16 protein-coding genes are annotated in these 19,669 nt (G+C 42.1%); 6 read left to right on the top strand and 10 right to left on the bottom strand.

The features are described 5' to 3' along the window. Positions 1 to 53: 53 nt before the first annotated feature. The 3 genes from hpt to mpl form a co-directional block, all read right to left on the bottom strand. On the bottom strand, positions 54 to 584 hold the full coding sequence (gene hpt, locus FNZ24_RS17790) for a hypoxanthine phosphoribosyltransferase (protein ID WP_153916178.1): 531 nt from the start codon (positions 582 to 584) through the stop codon (positions 54 to 56). Positions 585 to 623: 39 nt separating this feature from the next. Further along, positions 624 to 1,295 (bottom strand): flavin prenyltransferase UbiX, encoded by a 672-nt coding sequence (locus FNZ24_RS17785; protein WP_153916177.1) that lies wholly within the window; start codon positions 1,293 to 1,295, stop codon positions 624 to 626. A gap of 88 nt (positions 1,296 to 1,383) precedes the next feature. After that, the gene (gene mpl / locus FNZ24_RS17780; protein ID WP_153916176.1) at positions 1,384 to 2,787 is read right to left on the bottom strand and encodes a UDP-N-acetylmuramate:L-alanyl-gamma-D-glutamyl-meso-diaminopimelate ligase; all 1,404 of its coding nucleotides are present in this window, start codon (positions 2,785 to 2,787) and stop codon (positions 1,384 to 1,386) included. A 275-nt stretch (positions 2,788 to 3,062) separates the two neighbouring features. Between mpl and FNZ24_RS17775 the strand changes: the two genes are divergently transcribed. Beyond that, complete coding sequence (locus FNZ24_RS17775) at positions 3,063 to 4,862, top strand: glycoside hydrolase family 9 protein (RefSeq protein WP_153916175.1); 1,800 nt, start codon at positions 3,063 to 3,065, stop codon at positions 4,860 to 4,862. Between the two features lie 76 nt (positions 4,863 to 4,938). On the opposite strand, the gene FNZ24_RS17770 is transcribed toward FNZ24_RS17775, so the two are convergent. The 3 genes from FNZ24_RS17770 to FNZ24_RS17760 form a co-directional block, all read right to left on the bottom strand. Then, positions 4,939 to 5,241, bottom strand: coding sequence for an AzlD domain-containing protein (locus FNZ24_RS17770; protein ID WP_153916174.1), 303 nt, complete (start codon positions 5,239 to 5,241; stop codon positions 4,939 to 4,941). Continuing rightward, complete coding sequence (locus FNZ24_RS17765) at positions 5,238 to 6,074, bottom strand: AzlC family ABC transporter permease (protein ID WP_153916192.1); 837 nt, start codon at positions 6,072 to 6,074, stop codon at positions 5,238 to 5,240. The genes FNZ24_RS17770 and FNZ24_RS17765 overlap by 4 nt, the downstream gene beginning before the upstream one ends. Positions 6,075 to 6,454: 380 nt before the next feature. Further along, on the bottom strand, positions 6,455 to 7,285 hold the full coding sequence (locus FNZ24_RS17760) for an ion transporter (protein WP_153916173.1): 831 nt from the start codon (positions 7,283 to 7,285) through the stop codon (positions 6,455 to 6,457). Between the two features lie 313 nt (positions 7,286 to 7,598). On the opposite strand from FNZ24_RS17760, the gene FNZ24_RS17755 reads away from it, so the two are divergent. Continuing rightward, positions 7,599 to 8,096: a hypothetical protein gene (locus FNZ24_RS17755; RefSeq protein WP_153916172.1), complete on the top strand. Its 498-nt coding sequence runs from the start codon at positions 7,599 to 7,601 to the stop codon at positions 8,094 to 8,096. A gap of 102 nt (positions 8,097 to 8,198) precedes the next feature. On the opposite strand, the gene FNZ24_RS17750 is transcribed toward FNZ24_RS17755, so the two are convergent. The 4 genes from FNZ24_RS17750 to FNZ24_RS17735 all read right to left on the bottom strand — a co-directional run bounded on the left by FNZ24_RS17750 (position 8,199) and on the right by FNZ24_RS17735 (position 13,214). Beyond that, on the bottom strand, positions 8,199 to 8,879 hold the full coding sequence (locus tag FNZ24_RS17750) for a Fe2+-dependent dioxygenase (RefSeq protein WP_153916171.1): 681 nt from the start codon (positions 8,877 to 8,879) through the stop codon (positions 8,199 to 8,201). A gap of 20 nt (positions 8,880 to 8,899) precedes the next feature. Continuing rightward, on the bottom strand, positions 8,900 to 11,227 hold the full coding sequence (locus FNZ24_RS17745; RefSeq protein ID WP_153916170.1) for a TonB-dependent receptor: 2,328 nt from the start codon (positions 11,225 to 11,227) through the stop codon (positions 8,900 to 8,902). A 279-nt stretch (positions 11,228 to 11,506) separates the two neighbouring features. Continuing rightward, positions 11,507 to 11,890 carry a VOC family protein gene (locus tag FNZ24_RS17740; RefSeq protein WP_153916169.1) on the bottom strand — a complete coding sequence of 128 codons (384 nt, stop codon included), beginning with the start codon at positions 11,888 to 11,890 and terminating at the stop codon, positions 11,507 to 11,509. 67 nt (positions 11,891 to 11,957) lie between these two features. Beyond that, positions 11,958 to 13,214, bottom strand: a complete 1,257-nt coding sequence (locus tag FNZ24_RS17735) for a DEAD/DEAH box helicase (RefSeq protein WP_153916191.1) — start codon at positions 13,212 to 13,214, stop codon at positions 11,958 to 11,960. Between the two features lie 397 nt (positions 13,215 to 13,611). Here FNZ24_RS17735 and FNZ24_RS17730 point away from each other — a divergent pair, with 397 nt between their 5' ends. The 4 genes from FNZ24_RS17730 (at position 13,612) to ubiE (ending at position 19,601) form a co-directional block, all read left to right on the top strand. Next, positions 13,612 to 15,195, top strand: coding sequence for an alkaline phosphatase (locus FNZ24_RS17730; RefSeq protein WP_153916168.1), 1,584 nt, complete (start codon positions 13,612 to 13,614; stop codon positions 15,193 to 15,195). Between the two features lie 13 nt (positions 15,196 to 15,208). After that, positions 15,209 to 17,137 carry an alkaline phosphatase gene (locus FNZ24_RS17725; RefSeq protein WP_153916167.1) on the top strand — a complete coding sequence of 643 codons (1,929 nt, stop codon included), beginning with the start codon at positions 15,209 to 15,211 and terminating at the stop codon, positions 17,135 to 17,137. Between the two features lie 193 nt (positions 17,138 to 17,330). Further along, entirely contained in the window at positions 17,331 to 18,107 is a 777-nt protein-coding gene (locus tag FNZ24_RS17720) for a hypothetical protein (protein WP_228768539.1), read from the top strand. Between the two features lie 738 nt (positions 18,108 to 18,845). Beyond that, positions 18,846 to 19,601 carry a bifunctional demethylmenaquinone methyltransferase/2-methoxy-6-polyprenyl-1,4-benzoquinol methylase UbiE gene (ubiE, locus tag FNZ24_RS17715; protein WP_153916166.1) on the top strand — a complete coding sequence of 252 codons (756 nt, stop codon included), beginning with the start codon at positions 18,846 to 18,848 and terminating at the stop codon, positions 19,599 to 19,601. The last annotated feature ends 68 nt before the right edge of the window (positions 19,602 to 19,669 follow it).

Here is a 19,669-nt window from a genome sequence, read left to right as displayed (position 1 = left end):
TCAATAAACAAAAACTCCCGCCTATAGCGGGAGTTTACAAACTAAAGCTAAGATTAATCTAATGGTACAACTTTAGCGATGTAAGGCAGGTTACGATACTGCTCAGCATAGTCGATACCATAACCTACGATGAATTCGTCAGGAATGGTAAAACCAATAAAGTCGACAGGTACATTAACTTCACGGCGTTCAGGCTTATCTAATAAAGTACACAGCGCTAAGCTTTTTGGCTCACGCAGTAATAGCATGTCGCGTACTTTATTTAAGGTGTTACCTGAATCAATTAAATCTTCAACGATCAATACATCACGATCAGCAATCTCAGATGATACATCTTTTAAGATCTTCACATCACGTGTGCTTGTCATTGCATTGCCATAGCTTGAAACTGACATAAAGTCGATTTCAACATGGCCCTTAATACGGCGACATAAGTCAGCCATAAAAACCACAGACCCTTTCAATAAGCCGACCATTAACAAACGCTCGCTGTCTGCGTAATGGGCATTAATCCTTTCAGCTAATATATCCAGTTTTTCGTTGATTTCTTCTGCAGAAATCATCACTTCGGTTGTGTGTTTCATATTACTCTCAGTTGTCGTGATTTTCGGACTTAACTTAAGTTAAATTGCGGTGTCGTCGCGAGACTTTTGTGAAGCATAACCCCAGCGATTTGTTAGCCCATGTTCAATACCCAAATGATCTAGAATTCGGGAAACCATGAAGTTTACCAGATCTTCTATCGATTGGGGATGGTGATAAAAGCCTGGGGCTGCTGGCATGATGGTTGCGCCGTTACGTGTAAGGCTCAACATATGCTCTAAGTGTATGGCACTAAAAGGAGTTTCTCGCGGAACCAAGATTAATTGACCACGCTCTTTTAATACGACATCAGCTGCTCTTTCTAACAAATTATTACTCATTCCGGTTGCCACGGCAGCTAAAGTGCCGGTTGAGCAAGGGCAAATGACCATTTGTTTAGGCGCTGCGCTGCCAGATGCAGGTGGCGAGAACCATTCATCTTTACCTAAAACCACTAACTCACCGATAGAAGAATCAGTCATGTCAAAATGATTCAATAACTGCTCATGAGCTTTTTCTGGGTTAGCACTAAGCTGTAAGCCTTCTTCGGTGGCCAGTACGACTCGTGCAGCGCTAGATATCATTAAAAACACCTGATAATCAGCAGCTAATAAACACTTTAGTAGTTTTAAACCATAAGGCGCACCTGAAGCGCCAGTCCATGCAAGACTGATCGCTTTAGATCTTTTGTTGTACTGCGTTGTGTTACTCATAAACTCTCTAAATACAGCTAACGATTTCAGTTAACCTTAATACGTTCAAAATACTGTTGTCGGTGCAATTTTATCAAAAATAGCAATACTATTTTAGTGCACTCATTAGCTTTTGATGAATACCATTAAATCCACCATTACTCATAATGACGATGGTATCACCCGCACTAGCCTCGGCACTGACTAAAGCGATAATCTCATTGATGTCAGTTGATACTGTTACCGGCAAGCTCGCACTCGCCATATTGGTTTTAATATCCCAACCGATATTGTCAGCTTGGTACAAAAACGCGCAATCCGCTAATGTCATTGATGCGGCAAGAGTATCTTTATGAACACCACTTTTCATGGTGTTTGAGCGTGGCTCTAGTACCACAATCAATTTGCCTGTCGCTTGTTCGCCATAACCCACTTTGGCACGTAAGCCTTGTAGCGTCGTTTCAATGGCTGTTGGGTGGTGAGCAAAATCATCATAAACCGCAATACCATTGACGGTATCTAGCAGTTCTAATCGGCGCTTAGGTGGGGAAAACTTGGTTAACGCTTCAATGGCAAGCGCTGGCGCAACACCCACATGACGTGCTGCTGCTATAGCCATCACTGCATTTTCGATATTATGTTGACCGATAAGGCCCCAGTTTAAAATGCCCTGGGACTCGCCATTAAACATCACTTCAAATTCATGTCCGTCAGCCGCTATGGAATTGGCATACCAACCTTTTTGATTCTTGCTCTTGGCATCAGTAGCTGTAGCATGAAAAAGTTCTTGCTCACTCCAGCACCCAAGCTCAATCACTTCTTTAACTGCGTTATTTTCAGCAGGCCAAATCACTTTACCTTCACCCGGTACGGTGCGAATAACATGGTTAAATTGTTTTTGAATTGCAGCTAAGTCGGCAAAGATATCGGCATGGTCAAATTCGAGATTATTAATCACTAATGTCCGTGGGCGGTAATGGACAAACTTAGAACGTTTATCGAAAAAGGCACTGTCATATTCATCAGCTTCAACCACGAAAAAAGGTGAGTTACCTAATCGAGCTGATACGCCAAAGTTTTGCGGCACGCCGCCAATCAAAAAACCAGGCTCGTAGCCACAATCTTCTAATACCCACGCCAACATACTTGAGGTCGAAGTTTTTCCATGAGTCCCAGAAACGGCAAGTACCCAACGCTCAGGTAAGATATATTCAGATAAAAACTGCGGGCCTGAAGTGTATTTAATGCCTCGATTGAGTACCGCCTCAACACAAGGATTACCACGGCTCATTGCATTGCCAATCACCACGATATCAGGCTGGCTTTCACCTTCTTTACCTAATTGGCTTGGGTCAAACCCTTGGATGAGTTCAATACCTTGCTCTTCAAGTTGAGTGCTCATCGGTGGGTAAACATTGGCGTCACTGCCAGTGACTTTGTGTCCCATCGCACGGGCTAATAATGCGAGGCCGCCCATAAAAGTGCCACAGATCCCAAGAATATGTACGTGCATGCAATTGCTCTATTGAGAATGATTTGTGGCTTATTCTAAAGCATTGCGACCGAGATTGTCAGGTCACAATAACAAGCTTTAATCTTTAGCCATCACTAACGCACGACTTCGCTAGGACTATGTAGTCGTTACCAATAACTCCCTACGGTATTGTCCTTAATACCTGAACATCAAGATTGTTAGTTATCCTGCATAATCAATTCTAACTGGTCATGTTTCTTTATTGATAAAAAAGCCGTAATAATGGTTTAGCCGATTTTCAACAAGGACTGAAAATGAATAACCTCATCAGCAATAAGACCAAGCAGTGGGTATCACCTTTTAAACGCTCAGCAAGCCTGTTGGCATGTATGAGTATCACTGTACTGGTCAGTCACAGCAGTGTTGCCGATGAACAGGATATTCGTTTTAATCAACTTGGTTTTGGAGTGAATGCAGAAAAAACTGCCGTGGTCAGTAATACTGCTTCTGAGAATTTTAGCCTCATTGAACAAACGTCAGGTAAAACCGTTTATCAAGGTAAACTCAGCGCCGCTAAAGCGTGGACACCCTCAGCAGAAACCGTAAAACTCGCTCAATTTGATGATTTTACTCAAGCGGGTGAATACCAGCTACAAGTTGACACCCTTGCAACCTCCCATCCTTTTTCAATCTCTGAATCTCGCTATCATCAGCCATTAAAAACAGCCATGCGTGCTTACTTTTATAATCGCAGTGGCGCAGTTATCCAACAAGAGTATGCAGGTATATATGCCCGCCCTGCAGCGCACCCAGATACCATTGTTTATGTTCATAAATCTGCAGCGTCAAAAACTAGACCCGAAGACACAGTGATTTCATCGCCAAAAGGTTGGTACGATGCTGGCGATTATAATAAGTACATCGTTAATTCTAATATCACGGTTTATACCTTATTAAGCGCACTGGCAGAACAAACTGATGCCCTATCGAACCTCTCACTTAATATTCCAGAATCAAGCAATAACTTGCCCGACACCCTTGATGAAATCCTGTGGAATATGGATTGGATGCTCACGATGCAAGATCCCGCTGATGGCGGTTTGTACCACAAGCTCACCACCAAACGTTTTACCGGCGAAGATGAAATGCCGCACATGATGGACCAGCCCCGTTATATCATCGCAAAATCTACCGCTGCCACTTTGGGTTTTGCAGCGACTATGGCTAAAGCGAGCCAAATATTGGCTCAGTATGATGCAAACTTGCCAGTAACCTCCTTTGATAACACTCGCTACAGCCAGCAATTACTTCGCGCGGCCAAATATGCATGGCAATGGGCGATTAAAAATCCCGACATTCATTATCAACAACCCGATGATATTCACACAGGTGCTTACGCGACAGCAGGAGACAACCTAAAAGATGAATGGTTATGGGCTGCTGCTGAGTTATTTGCAGCCACTGGCGAAGATGAATACCTCAATACAATTAAGTTACCCAAACAACTACGAATTCCTGAATGGGATAAAGTCGAAACCTTAGCCTTAATCACCATAGCAACGACTGACAAGTCACCCCAAAAATTAAAGCAGCAAGCCCAGTCACAATTATTGAAGTTGACCGATAGCTGGACAAAGGTGGGCGAAGACTCAGCGTACGGCCTTGCGATTAGTGAGCAAGATTTTGTTTGGGGTAGTAACTCCAACATGCTTAATAAAGCAGTGACTTTACATCGTGTTAGTCAGTTATTATCCACCACAGAACAACAAGACAGTTTATATACCAAACATGCAGAGGCTATTGTCGATTACATTTTTGGTCGTAACCCTCTAGGAATGTCTTTCGTAACAGGTGTAGGACTCATGTCACCGATGAATGTTCATCACCGAGCCTCTATGGCTGATGACATTAAAGCGCCCATCCCAGGATTCTTAGCAGGCGGGCCTCAACCGGGTCAACAAGATGCCGAATACTGTAAAAAACAAGGCGGAATCTACCCGTCTAAACATCCAGCCAAGTCATATATCGACCATGGTTGCAGCTATGCCAGTAATGAAGTCGCCATTAATTGGAATGCACCACTGGTGTATATGCTAGCGGCGCTTTCTCAGTAAAATGAACTTAAAAAACAGAAGCTGAGGCGCATATTTTTGTCATGCCCGTTAGCTTCGTAAACTGGGTATGAAAGTGTTAGAAAAGGATAAAAAATAATCCAATACTGAGTACGGTGGTCAATAAAGTATTACGAGTGAAATACGCAAGTAACGTGGCCACCACACCACAAACTAAATAGGTATTATCAAACGTTAAGTTCAACTGCCCCTCGGGCACGAATACAATCGGCGCTAAAATGGCGGTTAATACTGCTGGCGCCGAATAACTCAAAAAGGTCAGCGTTTTATCACTGAGTTTTAGAGGCAATTTAGGCTCTAACAGTAAATAGCGACTAATAAAGACCACCGCAGCCATAGATGAGATAATCAACCAAGTCATGACTGCTCTCCAGTTGAGTTAACATTAGCTTTTTCATCTTTATGTTCATTAGTCAGTTTGGCATAAGCAAAGCCTGCCCCCATCCCAGATAGTGAAGCAATTAATAACCCTGCTTGAATCTCAAATACTGCACATATCACAGCCAAGGTTAATGACACCAAGACACAAATCAGAATCGAAGGCTTTTTAACGGTAGGAACCACTAAGGCAATGAACGTTGCGGCTATTGCAAAATCTAACCCTAGTTCACCCAAATTATCAATGGATTGACCAGCAATAATGCCCAGTAAGGTGGCAATATTCCAACCAATGTAAAAAGTTAGACCTCCACCTAATGCGTACCAACGGTCAAACTTGTGTCGTTGGCTTTCAGGCGATTGCTTTTCGGTTTGTAAGCCCTCTTGTTTCTCTTTTTGGGGATTAAGGCTGTCGATTTTGGATCGCGCAGGGGCCTGAGTGTGATTTGAAATCGCGAATAGCTCATCAGTAAGTAGAAAGCCAAGTCCCAAACGCCATTTTAGCGGTAATGGGCTAATCTGAGTGCGCATTGCCATGGCATAGAGTAAATGCCGTGAAGTGATCAGCAAAGTAGTGATAAGAATACTACCTAAACCCACACCCGCTTTAATCATTCCAAGTGCAACTAACTGCGCACTACCGGCAAAAATAATCGCCGACATTGCTTGGCTTTGAGTTGCTGTTAAGCCGATTTCTAATGCTAAAGAACCCGCTAAAATTCCCCATGGGATCACGGCAATGGTTAAAGGCAACACCGCCAAAAGTCCCTTGATAAAGGATTGGCGTTTTTGTTTAGCCTTCCGATTATCAAACATATCATTTGCGGCATTAGTATCATCCACATTAGTATCATCGACATTTGTATCAGGCATGGTTTCAGTACTTCCTTGTTAAGAACACTTTTCATATTTTGACTGCGATACATATACGGGTGAATAAAGTAAGCTCGCCCACATACGTCGAAAAACATTGAAAATTAGCATACCTGAATAAACAGTTAGAGGAGAAGTAAAGCGTGAAAAATAGACTAATCTGCGTTGGCCATTAAGCTAATAGCAGTAAAAAATTAGCGACTATTATCCTTTTATTTCATATTCAGTCATAAAAAAGACTTCCAAATGGAAGCCTTTTTATTTAATGATTCATTTAACAAGTCGATTTGCTAACTTAATTAAGCGAGCTAACCCCCGCAGCATTAAGCTTTCTTGCCCAACATCTCAGTCAGCTTATCTATTTTATCATTGAGTAATTTTATATCTTCAGCTGTGGCTGCTGGTGTTGCAGCTTCTAAAGAAGTGTCTTCTTCATCCGCTTGCTCATCTCGCATGATTTTAGTTTCTTCGCCCATCACATCTAAAACGGCGCCAACCATCATATTAAGGAACACAAAGGTGGTTAAAAAGATAAAGGTTAGATAGTAAATCCAGCTCAATGGATACACTTCCATGGTTTCGTACATGATAGACGTCCAAGACTCAAACGTCGAAATACGAAACAGAGTTAGCATCGCAATTGAGACATCACCCCATAAAAAGTCATTAACGCCAGCAAAAAACATACTGCCGACTGCACCGTAAATATAGAAAATAACGAACATCAATAGCGCTATATAACCCATACGCGGAATGGCTTTGAGTAGCGCATTAATCAGCATTCGCAGCTCTGGCACCATAGAGACCAACCGCAGCACTCTGAATATACGCAGTAAACGCGCCAGTAATATGGTTGAGCCGCCTAACGGCACTAAACTACCAATCACAATGATGGTATCGAAGATATTCCAGCCTTTCGAAAAAAAGGATTTGATGCCATCGCTGGCCATAAACCGAATGATAAGCTCAAATAAAAAGAAAGCCGTAATCGCGATATCGAGAGCCCATAAGCTTTGCTCAAGCCAAGGAGGTAAATGATAGGTATGCGCACCAATCGACAATGCCGATACGATAATGACAAAAATAACAAAGCCTTGGAACGTTTTGCTTTGATCAACTTTTTTTAAAACAGATAGCACACCCGTTGCTTGCATGATGAGGTCTTTTCTCCAAATAACCGCTCAACTTTTGAGGAGCGCAGAGCCTACTTAACCAAACTTAAAATAGTCTTAAAAATCACGATTTTTACGGTTAACTTTTATCCACCTGTAATCCCTACAGAACACACTAATTACAAAAAATCCAATAGCTCCTTTTGTCTATAACAACTAAAACTACCGGTATTCTAATTAGAATCAGCCCGTTATGACTTTGCATTAACAATATATCAAGTATATGATCTTGTTAATATTAGTAAGCTCAATAAATGCTCTGCACACCAATGTTATTAATGAAATGGAGTTCAACTTGAAAATTATTATATCGTTATTGTTTATATGCGCTTTACAAGGTTGTAAGTCGACTAAAATACCTGAATATGAACCTAGTACAAATGCCAATTCGGCAGAGTTAAAAGTGAGCGCAGGACTTTCTGGGCTATTTCTACATGGGAAAGTGACTCAGCTAGAAATTTTTGATGGGTGCTATAAGAAAAACTATAATTCAGAAAATGTAATCGGCCATGTCATTACCGAACATAAGGATAAAACACCTGATACTTTATTGATTCCTGCTGGAAATAAGCTGTATTTTCAATTCGGTACAACAGAACCTAGCTGGAATTGTCACACACACTTCAGCTTTACTCCTTTGCTTGATGAAGAGTACGAAATACACTATGGAATGGCATTTGCTGGCTGCGAAGTGAAAGTATCCAACAGGGGTAATATAGTTAGAGATGTAGAATTTTTAACTGCGGAGCCCGGTTATAGTAAAGAATGGCGTAAATGCACAGAAGAAATATGACCAACTAATCTATATGTAACAAGAATTTTGTAATTACGTCCTTCCCCCCATACTAAAAAGCCCCAAAGTTATAAACTTAGGGGCTTTATTAGCAGTTGATAATCATAACTGAGCAAATTGCCGTATCAAGTTGTGATAGACGTGATGCAACTTATCTAGCTCGGTGCGATCGGTATTACCCGCTGCAATTAATGCTTGGATAGATTGATCGAGCTGATATAAGTTTTGTCTTAAGCCTGAGTCAGCCACCATACTTTGCATCCAAGTGATCGCAGCCACACGTTCGCCGCGGGTCACGGCAGTCACTTTATGCAAACTACTTGATGGATACACCACTGCATATCCGGCAGGTAGCTTAATAGATTGCTCGCCAAATTCAGTGGCAATAATGAGCTCACCACCGTCATAGTCTTCCGGCTCAGACAAAAATACCGTCATCGACACATCACTACGAAGCACCACCTGAGTATTAGGCACCCGCATAACCGCGGCATCAACATGAAAACCGTACTCTTCTGATTCAGAGTAACGATTAAAGCAAGGCGGGAAAATCTGATGTGGCAGTGCTGCAGAAACCACTTTTGGCGTAGCGCCAATTTTAGTGAGTAACTGATTAGCTAACTGTTGCACATCAGGATCGCTAGCCAGTGCTTGGCGGTTGCTTTTCACATCAGCCGCCATGCCCATGGCTGTATTACGGCCATCATCCCAATTTACTGTTTGCAGTTGCTTTCGATATAAAGCCACTTCTTGTTTTGACAGTATTTGCTCAATCACAATCATAACGACATTAAACTCTGTTATTAAAATTCATAAGTAGCTGATAGCTTAGCATTTCTTGCATCACCTAAATACATAAATGAACCAGAGCGATATGCCGCTGTAAAGTACTCTTCATCAAGTACGTTACCCACATTTAAACGGAAAGTCAGTGCCTCAGTTGCATTGTAATTAGCAAATAAGTCAACCACTTGATAGTCAGGCACTACAATACTGTAACGGCCATTTTCGGCATCATAACCTGCTGCTGTATCTGGTTGTCCACCGTACATTTCGCTTTGGTAGGTGTAACCTGCACCAATCACGAATGCATCATTAATTTGATAACGTAGCTGCAGGTAAGCACTTTCATCAGCAAAGTTACTTAATGCAAGACCCACGTTTTCTTCTGTAAATGACTCCAGCACTTCTGAGTCCATAATTGCGGCAGAGAACTGAACACTAAATGCTTCAGTGATGTTACCGACCATACCGAACTCAACACCTTGCACGCGGTTTTTACCGGTATTTAATGTCCCTAGCGTCGAGTAACTATCACCTACACTTTCCATTACATCACTTTTAGTGATTTGGAATACCGATGCTGAAAACATGACTTTGTCTTCAAATAGCATCCACTTAGTGCCTAGTTCAATGTTTTCTACTAATTCAGGATCTGCTGCACGGGCTTGTTCAACATCGCCACACACACCACCATAGCCACAGCTTGCGCCTAAATCAGACTCGCCACCATTAATATTGGTTGCCGTACTGTAGTTTGCATACACATTGCCAGCATCTGTCACGCTGTACACTAAGCCGATATGGCCGTTATACATAGTGTCATCGTACTCATAGAGTATGTCGCCATTACGTGTGCTTGAGGTATCGTTCTGATAATCAAAACTATCCTGTCTTACACCAAAGAAGAGTTCTAAATCTTCAGTTAGCGCAACGGTATCCATAAAGTAGGCAGAAACGGTTTCGATTTGGTACTCAGCATCGTTAATGCCTTTGCTATAGGTACGCCCCATTAACTTATCGATGTTATCTACAGTATTGCCGTCACCGTCAAGAATGCAGTATGCGCCAGCATCACCACGGCGGCCTGCGGTTATACAGTTAGTTTCATTGGCGTATGCGATGTCGTAAATGCCGTTATCAACTTGCTGATCGGTATATTCAAGTCCAAATACAAACTTGTTTTCCATACCCAAGATCTGAGTATTCCAAAACAGATTGAACTGAGTGCTAATGTAGTCAACTTCTTGATTACCTTGGTGTGTACTTAACGTCAACGTATCTGCACCTGGCGCTTCAAGATCCGTTTCGCTTCTTGTTGTACCGCGCACACCCGTGGTGATGTAACCATTTTCGGTTTTACCAACTCGAGTCGCGTTATAAAACGTCAGGTTATCATTGATGTCATATTCAGTACGTAGGGTAAATGTCATTACCTCTGAATCTAAAAAGTCAGATTCTTGGGCATAAACAGGAATATCTGCAATAGGTTCACGTGTTGTTTGATCAAAATAACTGCCTAAATCAGCCACATCTTTGGCATCTAAATAGTAACCATCAGCGGTAAAAGATAAATCACTGCTTGGTTCAAACACTGCCGATAATTGCACACCATTACGCTCGCGGCTAATGCCCTCACGCCCAGGCTTATCTTCATCTGACAATAAGCCATTAAATCTCACGCCAACTGTATCTGAAATAGCGTGGTTATAATCTACCGTTAAGCGGCGGTGTTCATCGGTGCCTAAACCTAAATCAACGCGGCCTAAGTTATACGATGTTGACGCTTTTTTAGTGACGCTGTTAATCGCACCACCAGAAGAACCACGACCAGCAAATGTTGAGCTAGGGCCTTTGGTGATTTCAACAACTTCTGTGGCAAAGCTTTCACGTGTCGTCATACCTGGGTCACGCAGGCCATCAACAAACACATCACTGCGCGCTTCATGACCACGAATAATATAACGATCGCCAAAGGCATTACCGTTTTCACCCGTGCCTAATGTAATACCAGCTTGGGCAGATAAAATATCTTTTAAATCGGTCTTACCTGACTCTTGGATCTGATCTTGTGTCAGTACGGTAATCACTTGCGGAGTATCCACTAAATCTGCTACTCGGCGTAAATCACCAGATGATTCAGAAAGATAAATCGAATTCTTAACACCATGAACCTTAATCCGTTCAATCGCCTCAGCTGATTGATTTTTATCACACTCAACGCCACTGACTTCGGGATTACAGCTTTGTTGATTCACTTCTTCAGCTGATGCGACTGGGCTACCAAACACTAATGCGGCAGCAACGGCTTGTGCACCTAATGATAAGTTTTTACTCTGTACAGGTTTCATCTTATGAACTGTCCTTTGTTAACAACATCCTAAAAATTAGGCGCATCCTAACAAGGAATTAACATTAATGTAAATCGTTATCATTTAGATTTACATTAATAATTAAGATTATTTTAAATTAGCCAATCATTAAATGAAGGTTCAAAATAATAAAACGGGGACGTAAAGAGCCTAAGTGATTATAAATAATAGGCTTTTACTTAATATTAATGACAAGGATTTAACTCCATAGTCATGATTGAGGTTTAATAATGAAGAAGGGAGGATTAAAAATACGACTTACACTTGGTAAATCTCTAATGGCAAATCATCTGGGTCACTAAAAAAAGTAAACTGTTTACCTGTGTACTCGTCCACTCTAACAGGCTCAACCTCAATACCGTGACTGACTAAATACTTAACGACCGCATCAATATCATTTACCTTAAACGCCAAATGGCGTAAGCCTTGCGCTTCAGGATAGCTGGGCCTTTGAGGTGCATTAGGGAGTGAAAACAACTCTATTTGACTGCCATCAGGTAAGGCTACATCGAGCTTATAGGAGTCTCTTGCTTCACGGTAATTTTCGGCGATAACCTTAAAACCTAAAATCTCAGTGTAAAAATGCTTGGACTTAACATAGTCATTGCAAATAATCGCCACATGATGAATTCCGTTAAACATATCGCTCCTGTTTTTATAAGTTTATTGCCGAAATAATGAAACTAAGTTGCGTTGAAAGATACCTTTTTTAGCGTTGCTTTTTGGCAGATTTTGCCAGTGCTTTTTGGCGCGCTTGCTGTTTTAGTGAGCCTTTTTTAGTTTTACGCGTCACAGGCGCGACTTGGCTTAAGTCAGGCTCAAAACCGCTATACCATTGCTGTGGTAATCGCCTGTCTAAAAAGGCTTCAAGCTTTATTAACTGTGGCTCATCATCAACACTTAATAAGGTAATCGCTTGGCCTTCTTTGCCTGCCCTGCCAGTGCGGCCAATGCGATGAATATAATCTTCATTTTGAAATGGTAACTCAATATTAATCACATAATGCAGTTCATTAATATCTAAGCCTCTGGCTGCGACATCGGTGGCCACCAACGCTTTAACTTCACCCGATTTAAATTGCTCAAGTACGGTTTCGCGCACCGCTTGAGATAAATCAGCATGAAATGCCGCCGCATTAACGCCCACTTGCACCATTTGTTTAGCAAGCTTATCCGCACCTTGTTTAGTGCGGCTGAACACTAATGCCTGTTGCCAATTCTCTTTGTTAATAAGGTGGCATAACAAAGGCAGCTTTTTATTAGCATCGACGTTATAGACTCGCTCCACAATTTTGGCTGCCGTAGTATTGCGCTCACTCGCTTCAATCACATGGGGTGATTGCAGTAACCGCTTACTGAATTTAAAAATGCGATCATCCAATGTAGCTGAAAAAAGACATGTTTGGCGAGTTTTCGGTAAGCGTTTCAAGATGTCGATGATTTCATCTCTAAAGCCCATGTCTAACATGCGATCGGCTTCATCAAGCACTAGATAGTTAATGTCTGATAAAGACAAAGCCTGCTGACGAACTAAATCCAGCAGACGCCCAGGCGTTGCAACAATAATATCAGCGCCACGCTTTATCGCTTCAATTTGCGCTTTAATAGCAACCCCGCCATAAACAGACACAGTCTTAATAGGCGTTAATTTAGCGTAGCTTTCAACACTCTGGCTTACTTGCTGCGACAGTTCTCGGGTTGGAACCAATATTAATGCTTGAGTTGAACCAGATTGTGGAGCTGCTGATTGTTGAGCCGCAGATTGAAGCTTATTAAGTAATTGCTGCAAGATAGGTAATGCAAAGGCCGCCGTTTTACCTGTGCCCGTTTGCGCGCCGGCTAATACATCTTTACCAGCAAGAATGACAGGTATTGCTTGTTGCTGTATTGAAGAAGGCTGTAGGTATTTCAACTCGGTTAAACGTTGTAAAAGTTGAGTCTGAAGCTCAAGTTCGGCAAAAGGCATGCATTTATCTCCAAAAATACTGACCATTATTTTACCATGTCAGTTACATTTTCACGATGTAGCAGTGATGATTTCCGCCACTAAATTTTCATCATAAAGGTCATTTTTAGGCAAAAAATTAAAAAATCATTCAAAAATTTGATTTACTCAAGGTTAAATAAAACCTTACAAATACAATATGTTATAACATATCAAAAAATTAAAACTATATAATTCAGCCATTAATGAACAAATCATATAAGCAAATTTTATTCTGCACTAAGTGGTCACATTTCAGTCATCAAAATATCAAATAACTGCAAGCTAACATTCATAACATCTGATTAACCTTTGTGCGATTTCATTGGGCAGCTAACTCTGCTGTTAACCACCACTCGTCAATAGGATAGACAATAAGATGAATAAGACCTGGAAAGCATCTTACGGTGTGCTTGCTTTAGTCATTTCAAGTGCCTTAAATGCTGAAGTGCTACCGTCATACCAAACTGAGAATGCTTGGTTTACTGATGCGCAAAGCGCAATCGACACAAAACTGGATACTGATAATCAATTTAAAGCCAAAAACGTGATCATTTTTGTTGGCGATGGCATGGGCGTTTCAACCCTAACTGCATCGCGTATTCTTCAGGGACAAATGGCAGGACAACCTGGTGAAGAAGGTTACTTAAGCTTCGAAACATTCCCTCACACTGCGTTAGTGAAAACCTATAACGTTGATGCACAAACGCCGGACTCTGCGGGCACGATGACAGCCATGATGTCAGGCCTAAAAAGTGATGCTGGTGTTTTAGGTGTCGATGAAGATATCGTTCGCGGTGACTGTTCAACGGTTGCCGGAAACGAAGTCGTCACAGCGCTTGAACTTGCAGAAATCAAAGGCTTATCAACGGGTGTTGTTTCAACGGCGCGTATCACCCATGCAACGCCAGCTGCAACCTATGCAAAATCAGCTGATCGTAACTGGGAAGATATCTCAGACATGCCAGAAGATGCAGTAACGGGTGGATGTAAAGACATTGCCGATCAACTGGTAAATTTTGAAGCCAATCTAGAAGCACGTTTTCAAGGTGTGGATATCGATGGTATCGAAGTCGTCATGGGCGGCGGTCGTCGTCACTTTTTGCCAAAAGATGCCACATTTAACAGCGCTGATGCCGTCAGTGAGATTGAAGGTGATCGCACAGATTCACGTGATTTAACCGCAGAATGGCAAGCAAAATACAGCGAAGGTGTTTACGTCATGGATCAAGCAGGATTTGATGCCATCGACACTGAAAATACCAAGCAAGTCATGGGCCTATTTAATGAGTCTCATATGCAGTATGAAGCAGACCGCGACAATGATGTGGCAGGTGAACCTTCAATTGCTGAAATGACAGGCAAAGCTATTGATATTCTTGATAACAATGACAATGGTTTCTTCTTAATGGTTGAATCTGGTCGTATTGACCATGGCCACCATGCTGGTAGCGCTTATAACGCATTAACTGACGCTATTGCCCTATCTGATGCAGTTAAAGAAGCTGTCGCAAAAACCGACCCAAGCGAAACCCTTATTTTGGTTACTGCAGATCACGGCCATGTATTTACTATTGCAGGTTACCCAAAACGCGGTAACCCAATTTTAGGCAAAGTCGTTAGTATTGGCAGCGAAGAACCTGCAACAGCTTCAGATGGCCTACCGTACACAACACTCGGCTACACCAATGGTAATGGCTTCCATGATTTAGGCGACGAAACCAATGCGGACGCTGGTTATGGCGAAGACGTGAATGCTGGTCGTCAGGATTTAACTAACGTTGATACCACTACATCAGGATTTCACCAAGAAGCCTTGATTCCAATGAGCTCAGAGACCCACTCAGGTGAAGACATTACTTTGCATGCACAAGGCCCTGGCGCGCAACTTGTTCAAGGTGTTGTTGAGCAAAGCGTGGTATTTCACCTTATTGAACAATCTCTCGACTTAATTCAGGAATAAGCAGGAAATGAACATGAAAAACTTAAATCTATCTCTTGTCGCCCTTGCTGTAATAGGTCTATCTGCTTGTTCAGACGGTGATGATGGTGCTAACGGAACCAATGGTACTGACGGTACAAATGGTGTTGATGGCTCAAATGGCTCAACGAGCCTTATCGTACAAACAGCATTAGCTATTGGCGATGCTAACTGCCCTAATAGTGGTGTACAGATTGATTCAGGTATTGATACTGATAATGACGGTGCATTACAAACGGCTGAAATCACTGCTACAGAATATGTATGTGCCCCAGGTAATACTGAAATCAGCACCAGCGAAATCTTAACCAGTGTTAATAACGACTGGTTTGTAGCCGGTCAGCAAGAAATCACTACCGCACGCCAAAATTGGCTAAACGCGACTATGCCAAGTTTAACTGCAAGCAACACTGCTAAAACATCAGCGCAATCAGTCGCTGCAGTGAATGCTAGCGCGTTAAATGAACTACGTGGTAGCGCTAAAAACGTGATTTTGTTTGTAGGTGATGGCATGGGTATTTCTACTGTCACAGCAGCGCGTATTTTAGAAGGACAAATGCAAGGTAAAAACGGTGAAGAGCATAACCTTTCATTCGATACCTTCCCATTTGCAGGCCTTGCTAAAACCTACAACGTTGATGCACAAACGCCAGATTCAGCAGGTACCATGACTGCAATGATGAGTGGTGTGAAAACAGACGCGGGCATTTTAGGTGTTGATGAAAATGTTGAACGTGGCGATTGCAGCACAGTCGCAGGCACTGAGTTAATCACCGCATTAGAACTGGCAGAAATAGCGGGTAAATCAACGGGGGTAATCTCAACTGCACGTATTACCCATGCAACACCCGCAGCCACTTATGCCAAATCTGCCGATCGTAACTGGGAAGATATCTCAGATATGCCTGCAGAGGCCGTTACAGCAGGTTGTAAAGATATTGCTGACCAACTGGTTAACTTTGAAGCCAACCTTGAAGCGCGCATTAATGGGATAGATGTTGACGGAATCGACGTCGTAATGGGTGGCGGTCGCCGTCATTTCTTACCTAAAGATGCAGCTTACAACTCAGCAGATGCAGTCAGTTCAGTTGAAGGCGACCGTACCGATGGTCGTGATTTAACAGCTGAGTGGCAAGCGACCTACACAGACGGTGTGTATGTGATGGACCAAGCTGGCTTTGATGCTATTGATGCCGCTAATACTACTCGTGTTATGGGCTTATTTAACGAGTCTCATATGCAATACGAAGCTGATCGCGCCAATGATATTGCCGGTGAACCTTCTGTCGCTGAAATGACAGCTAAAGCTATTGATATCCTAGATAACAATGATGAAGGTTTCTTCCTAACGGTTGAATCAGGTCGTATCGACCATGGCCATCATGCTGGCAGTGCATACAATGCCCTAACGGACACCATTGCATTTTCAGATGCGATTGCCAAAGCAGTTGAAATGACGGATATGTCTGACACATTAATCATAGTTACTGCCGATCATGGCCACGTATTTACCATTGCAGGTTACCCAAAACGCGGTAACCCAATCTTAGGTAAAGTGGTTGGTATTGGTAGCGAAGAACCTTCAACAGCTTCAGATGGTATGCCATACACCACACTGGGTTATACCAATGGACGCGGCTTTAAAAACCTAGGTACAGAAACTGATGCAGATGCAGGTTACGGTGAAGACATTACCGCTGGTCGATTTGACCTCACTGATGTCGACACTGCCTCTTCTGGTTTCCACCAAGAGTCATTAGTGCCTACCAGCTCTGAAACTCATGCAGGTGAAGATGTTGGGATCTATGCTTACGGCCCAGGAGCAATGTTAGTCAATGGCACCAATGAACAGAGTGTGATTTACCACATCATGGACTTTGCTGCTGATTTAACTAACAAAGCTAACGCTGCTCAAACCAACTAGTCATTACTGAAATAAGAGCTTTAATAATAGCTGTTATAAGAGCTGTACTAAGAGCAGTTCTTTGAACAGTACTAAGAGCTGTAATAAACCCTTTGGCTGTAACCCAGTTGCAGCCATAGGGTTTAATTAATTATTTAGTCTTAACCTATCTACACCGACATTGAGCAAAATAACCAATGTCATAGGAGTTTTTGTGAAGTTATCACTGCCTTTATCATTCATGCTATCAAGCTTACTCATCACTTTATCGAGCGCTGCTGAGGCTCAATGTGAGTTATCACCATCAAACCTGCAGGCAAGTTATCAACTCACCTCCTCTGATAATTCGCCAAACGTATCGAGTAAAAATTCAAGCCACACAAGCAAGCTAAACCTATGGCGTCAGGGAAACACTGTCGCACATCAATATCCACAAACAGACATTACCGAATCGTGGTTTTTGCTCAATAATAAGCAAATCAAACCCACCCGTTTTTTTGATCATTATCAACGCGGTATAGAATACCAACCCGGAGAAGTCGTACACGGGAAATCTGAACACGACTGGTCATATCGTTATCAATTTATCTCTGACAAGCTTATTTCACAGTTAACCCTTAGCGCAGAAACAGGCAAAGGCTGTGAGCGTCAGCAAGTATTAACTCAGACCTCTGCCAACAGTAAAATTGAGTTAGTTTGGTTACCAGAACTTCAACTTATTAGTCGTTTTAGCTGGACAAAAAACCAAGGGAAACATCAAACACATGAGCAATGGCAACTGACTGAACTCAGCCATGATGCAAATAAAATCACTGCTTTTTTCAAACATCTTAATCATTACAAAATGACCGATTACGCCGATATTGGTGACGATCATAGCGATGAGTTTTTAACTAAGATGGTGACGCTAGGGTTTGTTGAGCACGGCGCATCTGGGTTTTATGACACAGAAGGAAAAGCAATCAGTGATGGGCATTCACATTCTCATTAACATGGACATTAAACATTCAATTTATATAGTGTTTCCAAACTGGTTTTGAGTTAAAGGCGGTCTGTATAACACGCTTTCAAAAGGGAGTTGCTCGTAACTCCCTGCTAATCTTGCTTATAAGCAATCAACAAACTTGAGTGATCACTCTCACTCCAGCCTAATCACTAACTACCCTCCCTACTTTCTACTATCTACTTCTACAATCCGCCCTATCTTCTAGCCTGCAATCGTTTATGAAACTTGATATAAAACAAGTGCATTATTGATTTCAAATAGCTACCTTTATAGATATAAGGATAGCGATGATTTAAGGCCTGTTGATCTTTYGAGGTTGTTTTKGCAGCGAATTGTTGGCCATTGGTACAAGGCAGAGACTTTGTGGTGTAGTTATTCTACATAAGAAGTCGATAACGCAGTAAAATGACCAACAAACGCTGCCCGAAGGGTTCGACTAAAAGTTGAACTCTAGTATTACCTTGTTCGTATGAATAATTGTTCATACGAGATTTTCAATAATTGCAGACTATTCAATATCGAATCGATTTATGGTCTAATGCAGGGAAATTTTACGCTGCCTTTTATGCAGAGTTTTTCGTTATCATGCTGAATCGAATCTGCATGGCTACATTCCACGCTGTTTCTAGTAAACTTGATCACACTCTCGCTGATTAAAGTTTCTGCAAAGCAAGCAATGGCATACACTCGCAGTTAATTATCGCACATTATAGGAATACACAGATGTCTGAGGGCGACCCAAAGAACACGCATTTTGGTTATAAAACCGTTGATTCAGAAAAGAAAGCTGACTTAGTTGCTGACGTATTTCACTCGGTTGCTGCTAAATACGACATCATGAATGATGTTATGTCATTTGGTGTTCATCGCTTCTGGAAACGCCACACGATTGCTACAGCGGGCGCTCGTCCTGGTATGAAAGTACTGGATTTAGCAGGCGGCACTGGTGATTTAACCGCTAAGTTTTCACATTTAGTCGGCGATCGCGGCCAAGTTATTCTTGCCGATATCAATGATTCAATGCTTAAAGTTGGCCGTACGAAACTACGCGATAAAGGCATTGTGGGTAATGTTGATTACGTTCAAGCCAATGCTGAAGCACTGCCATTCCCAGATAACCATTTTGATATTATTACTATCGCGTTTGGTTTACGTAATGTAACTGACAAAGATGCTGCACTGCGTTCAATGCGCCGAGTATTAAAGCCAGGCGGAAAATTACTGGTACTTGAGTTCTCTAAGCCTCAACATGAAGTAATGCGCAAGGTATATGACCTTTACAGCTTTAAAGTGTTACCTAAAATGGGCGCATTGATCACTCAAGATGCCGACAGCTATGAATACTTAGCTGAGTCGATTCGCATGCATCCTGATCAAGAAACCTTAAAGCAAATGATGATTGACGCAGGTCTTGAGCAAGTTGACTACACCAACATGACTGACGGTGTTGTCGCGCTTCATCGAGGCTATAAGTTCTAATGAAGCCCAATCATTTTTCACTATTGGCTTGCGCAGCAATCGAAACTGCGCAATAGCAGTTTCGATTG

The sequence above is a fragment of the Shewanella sp. TC10 genome (genome assembly GCF_009663145.1).
GTDB lineage: Bacteria > Pseudomonadota > Gammaproteobacteria > Enterobacterales > Shewanellaceae > Shewanella.
The sequence above is the reverse complement of the archived record's forward strand: the minus strand, read 5'-3'. Positions and strand labels throughout refer to the sequence as shown.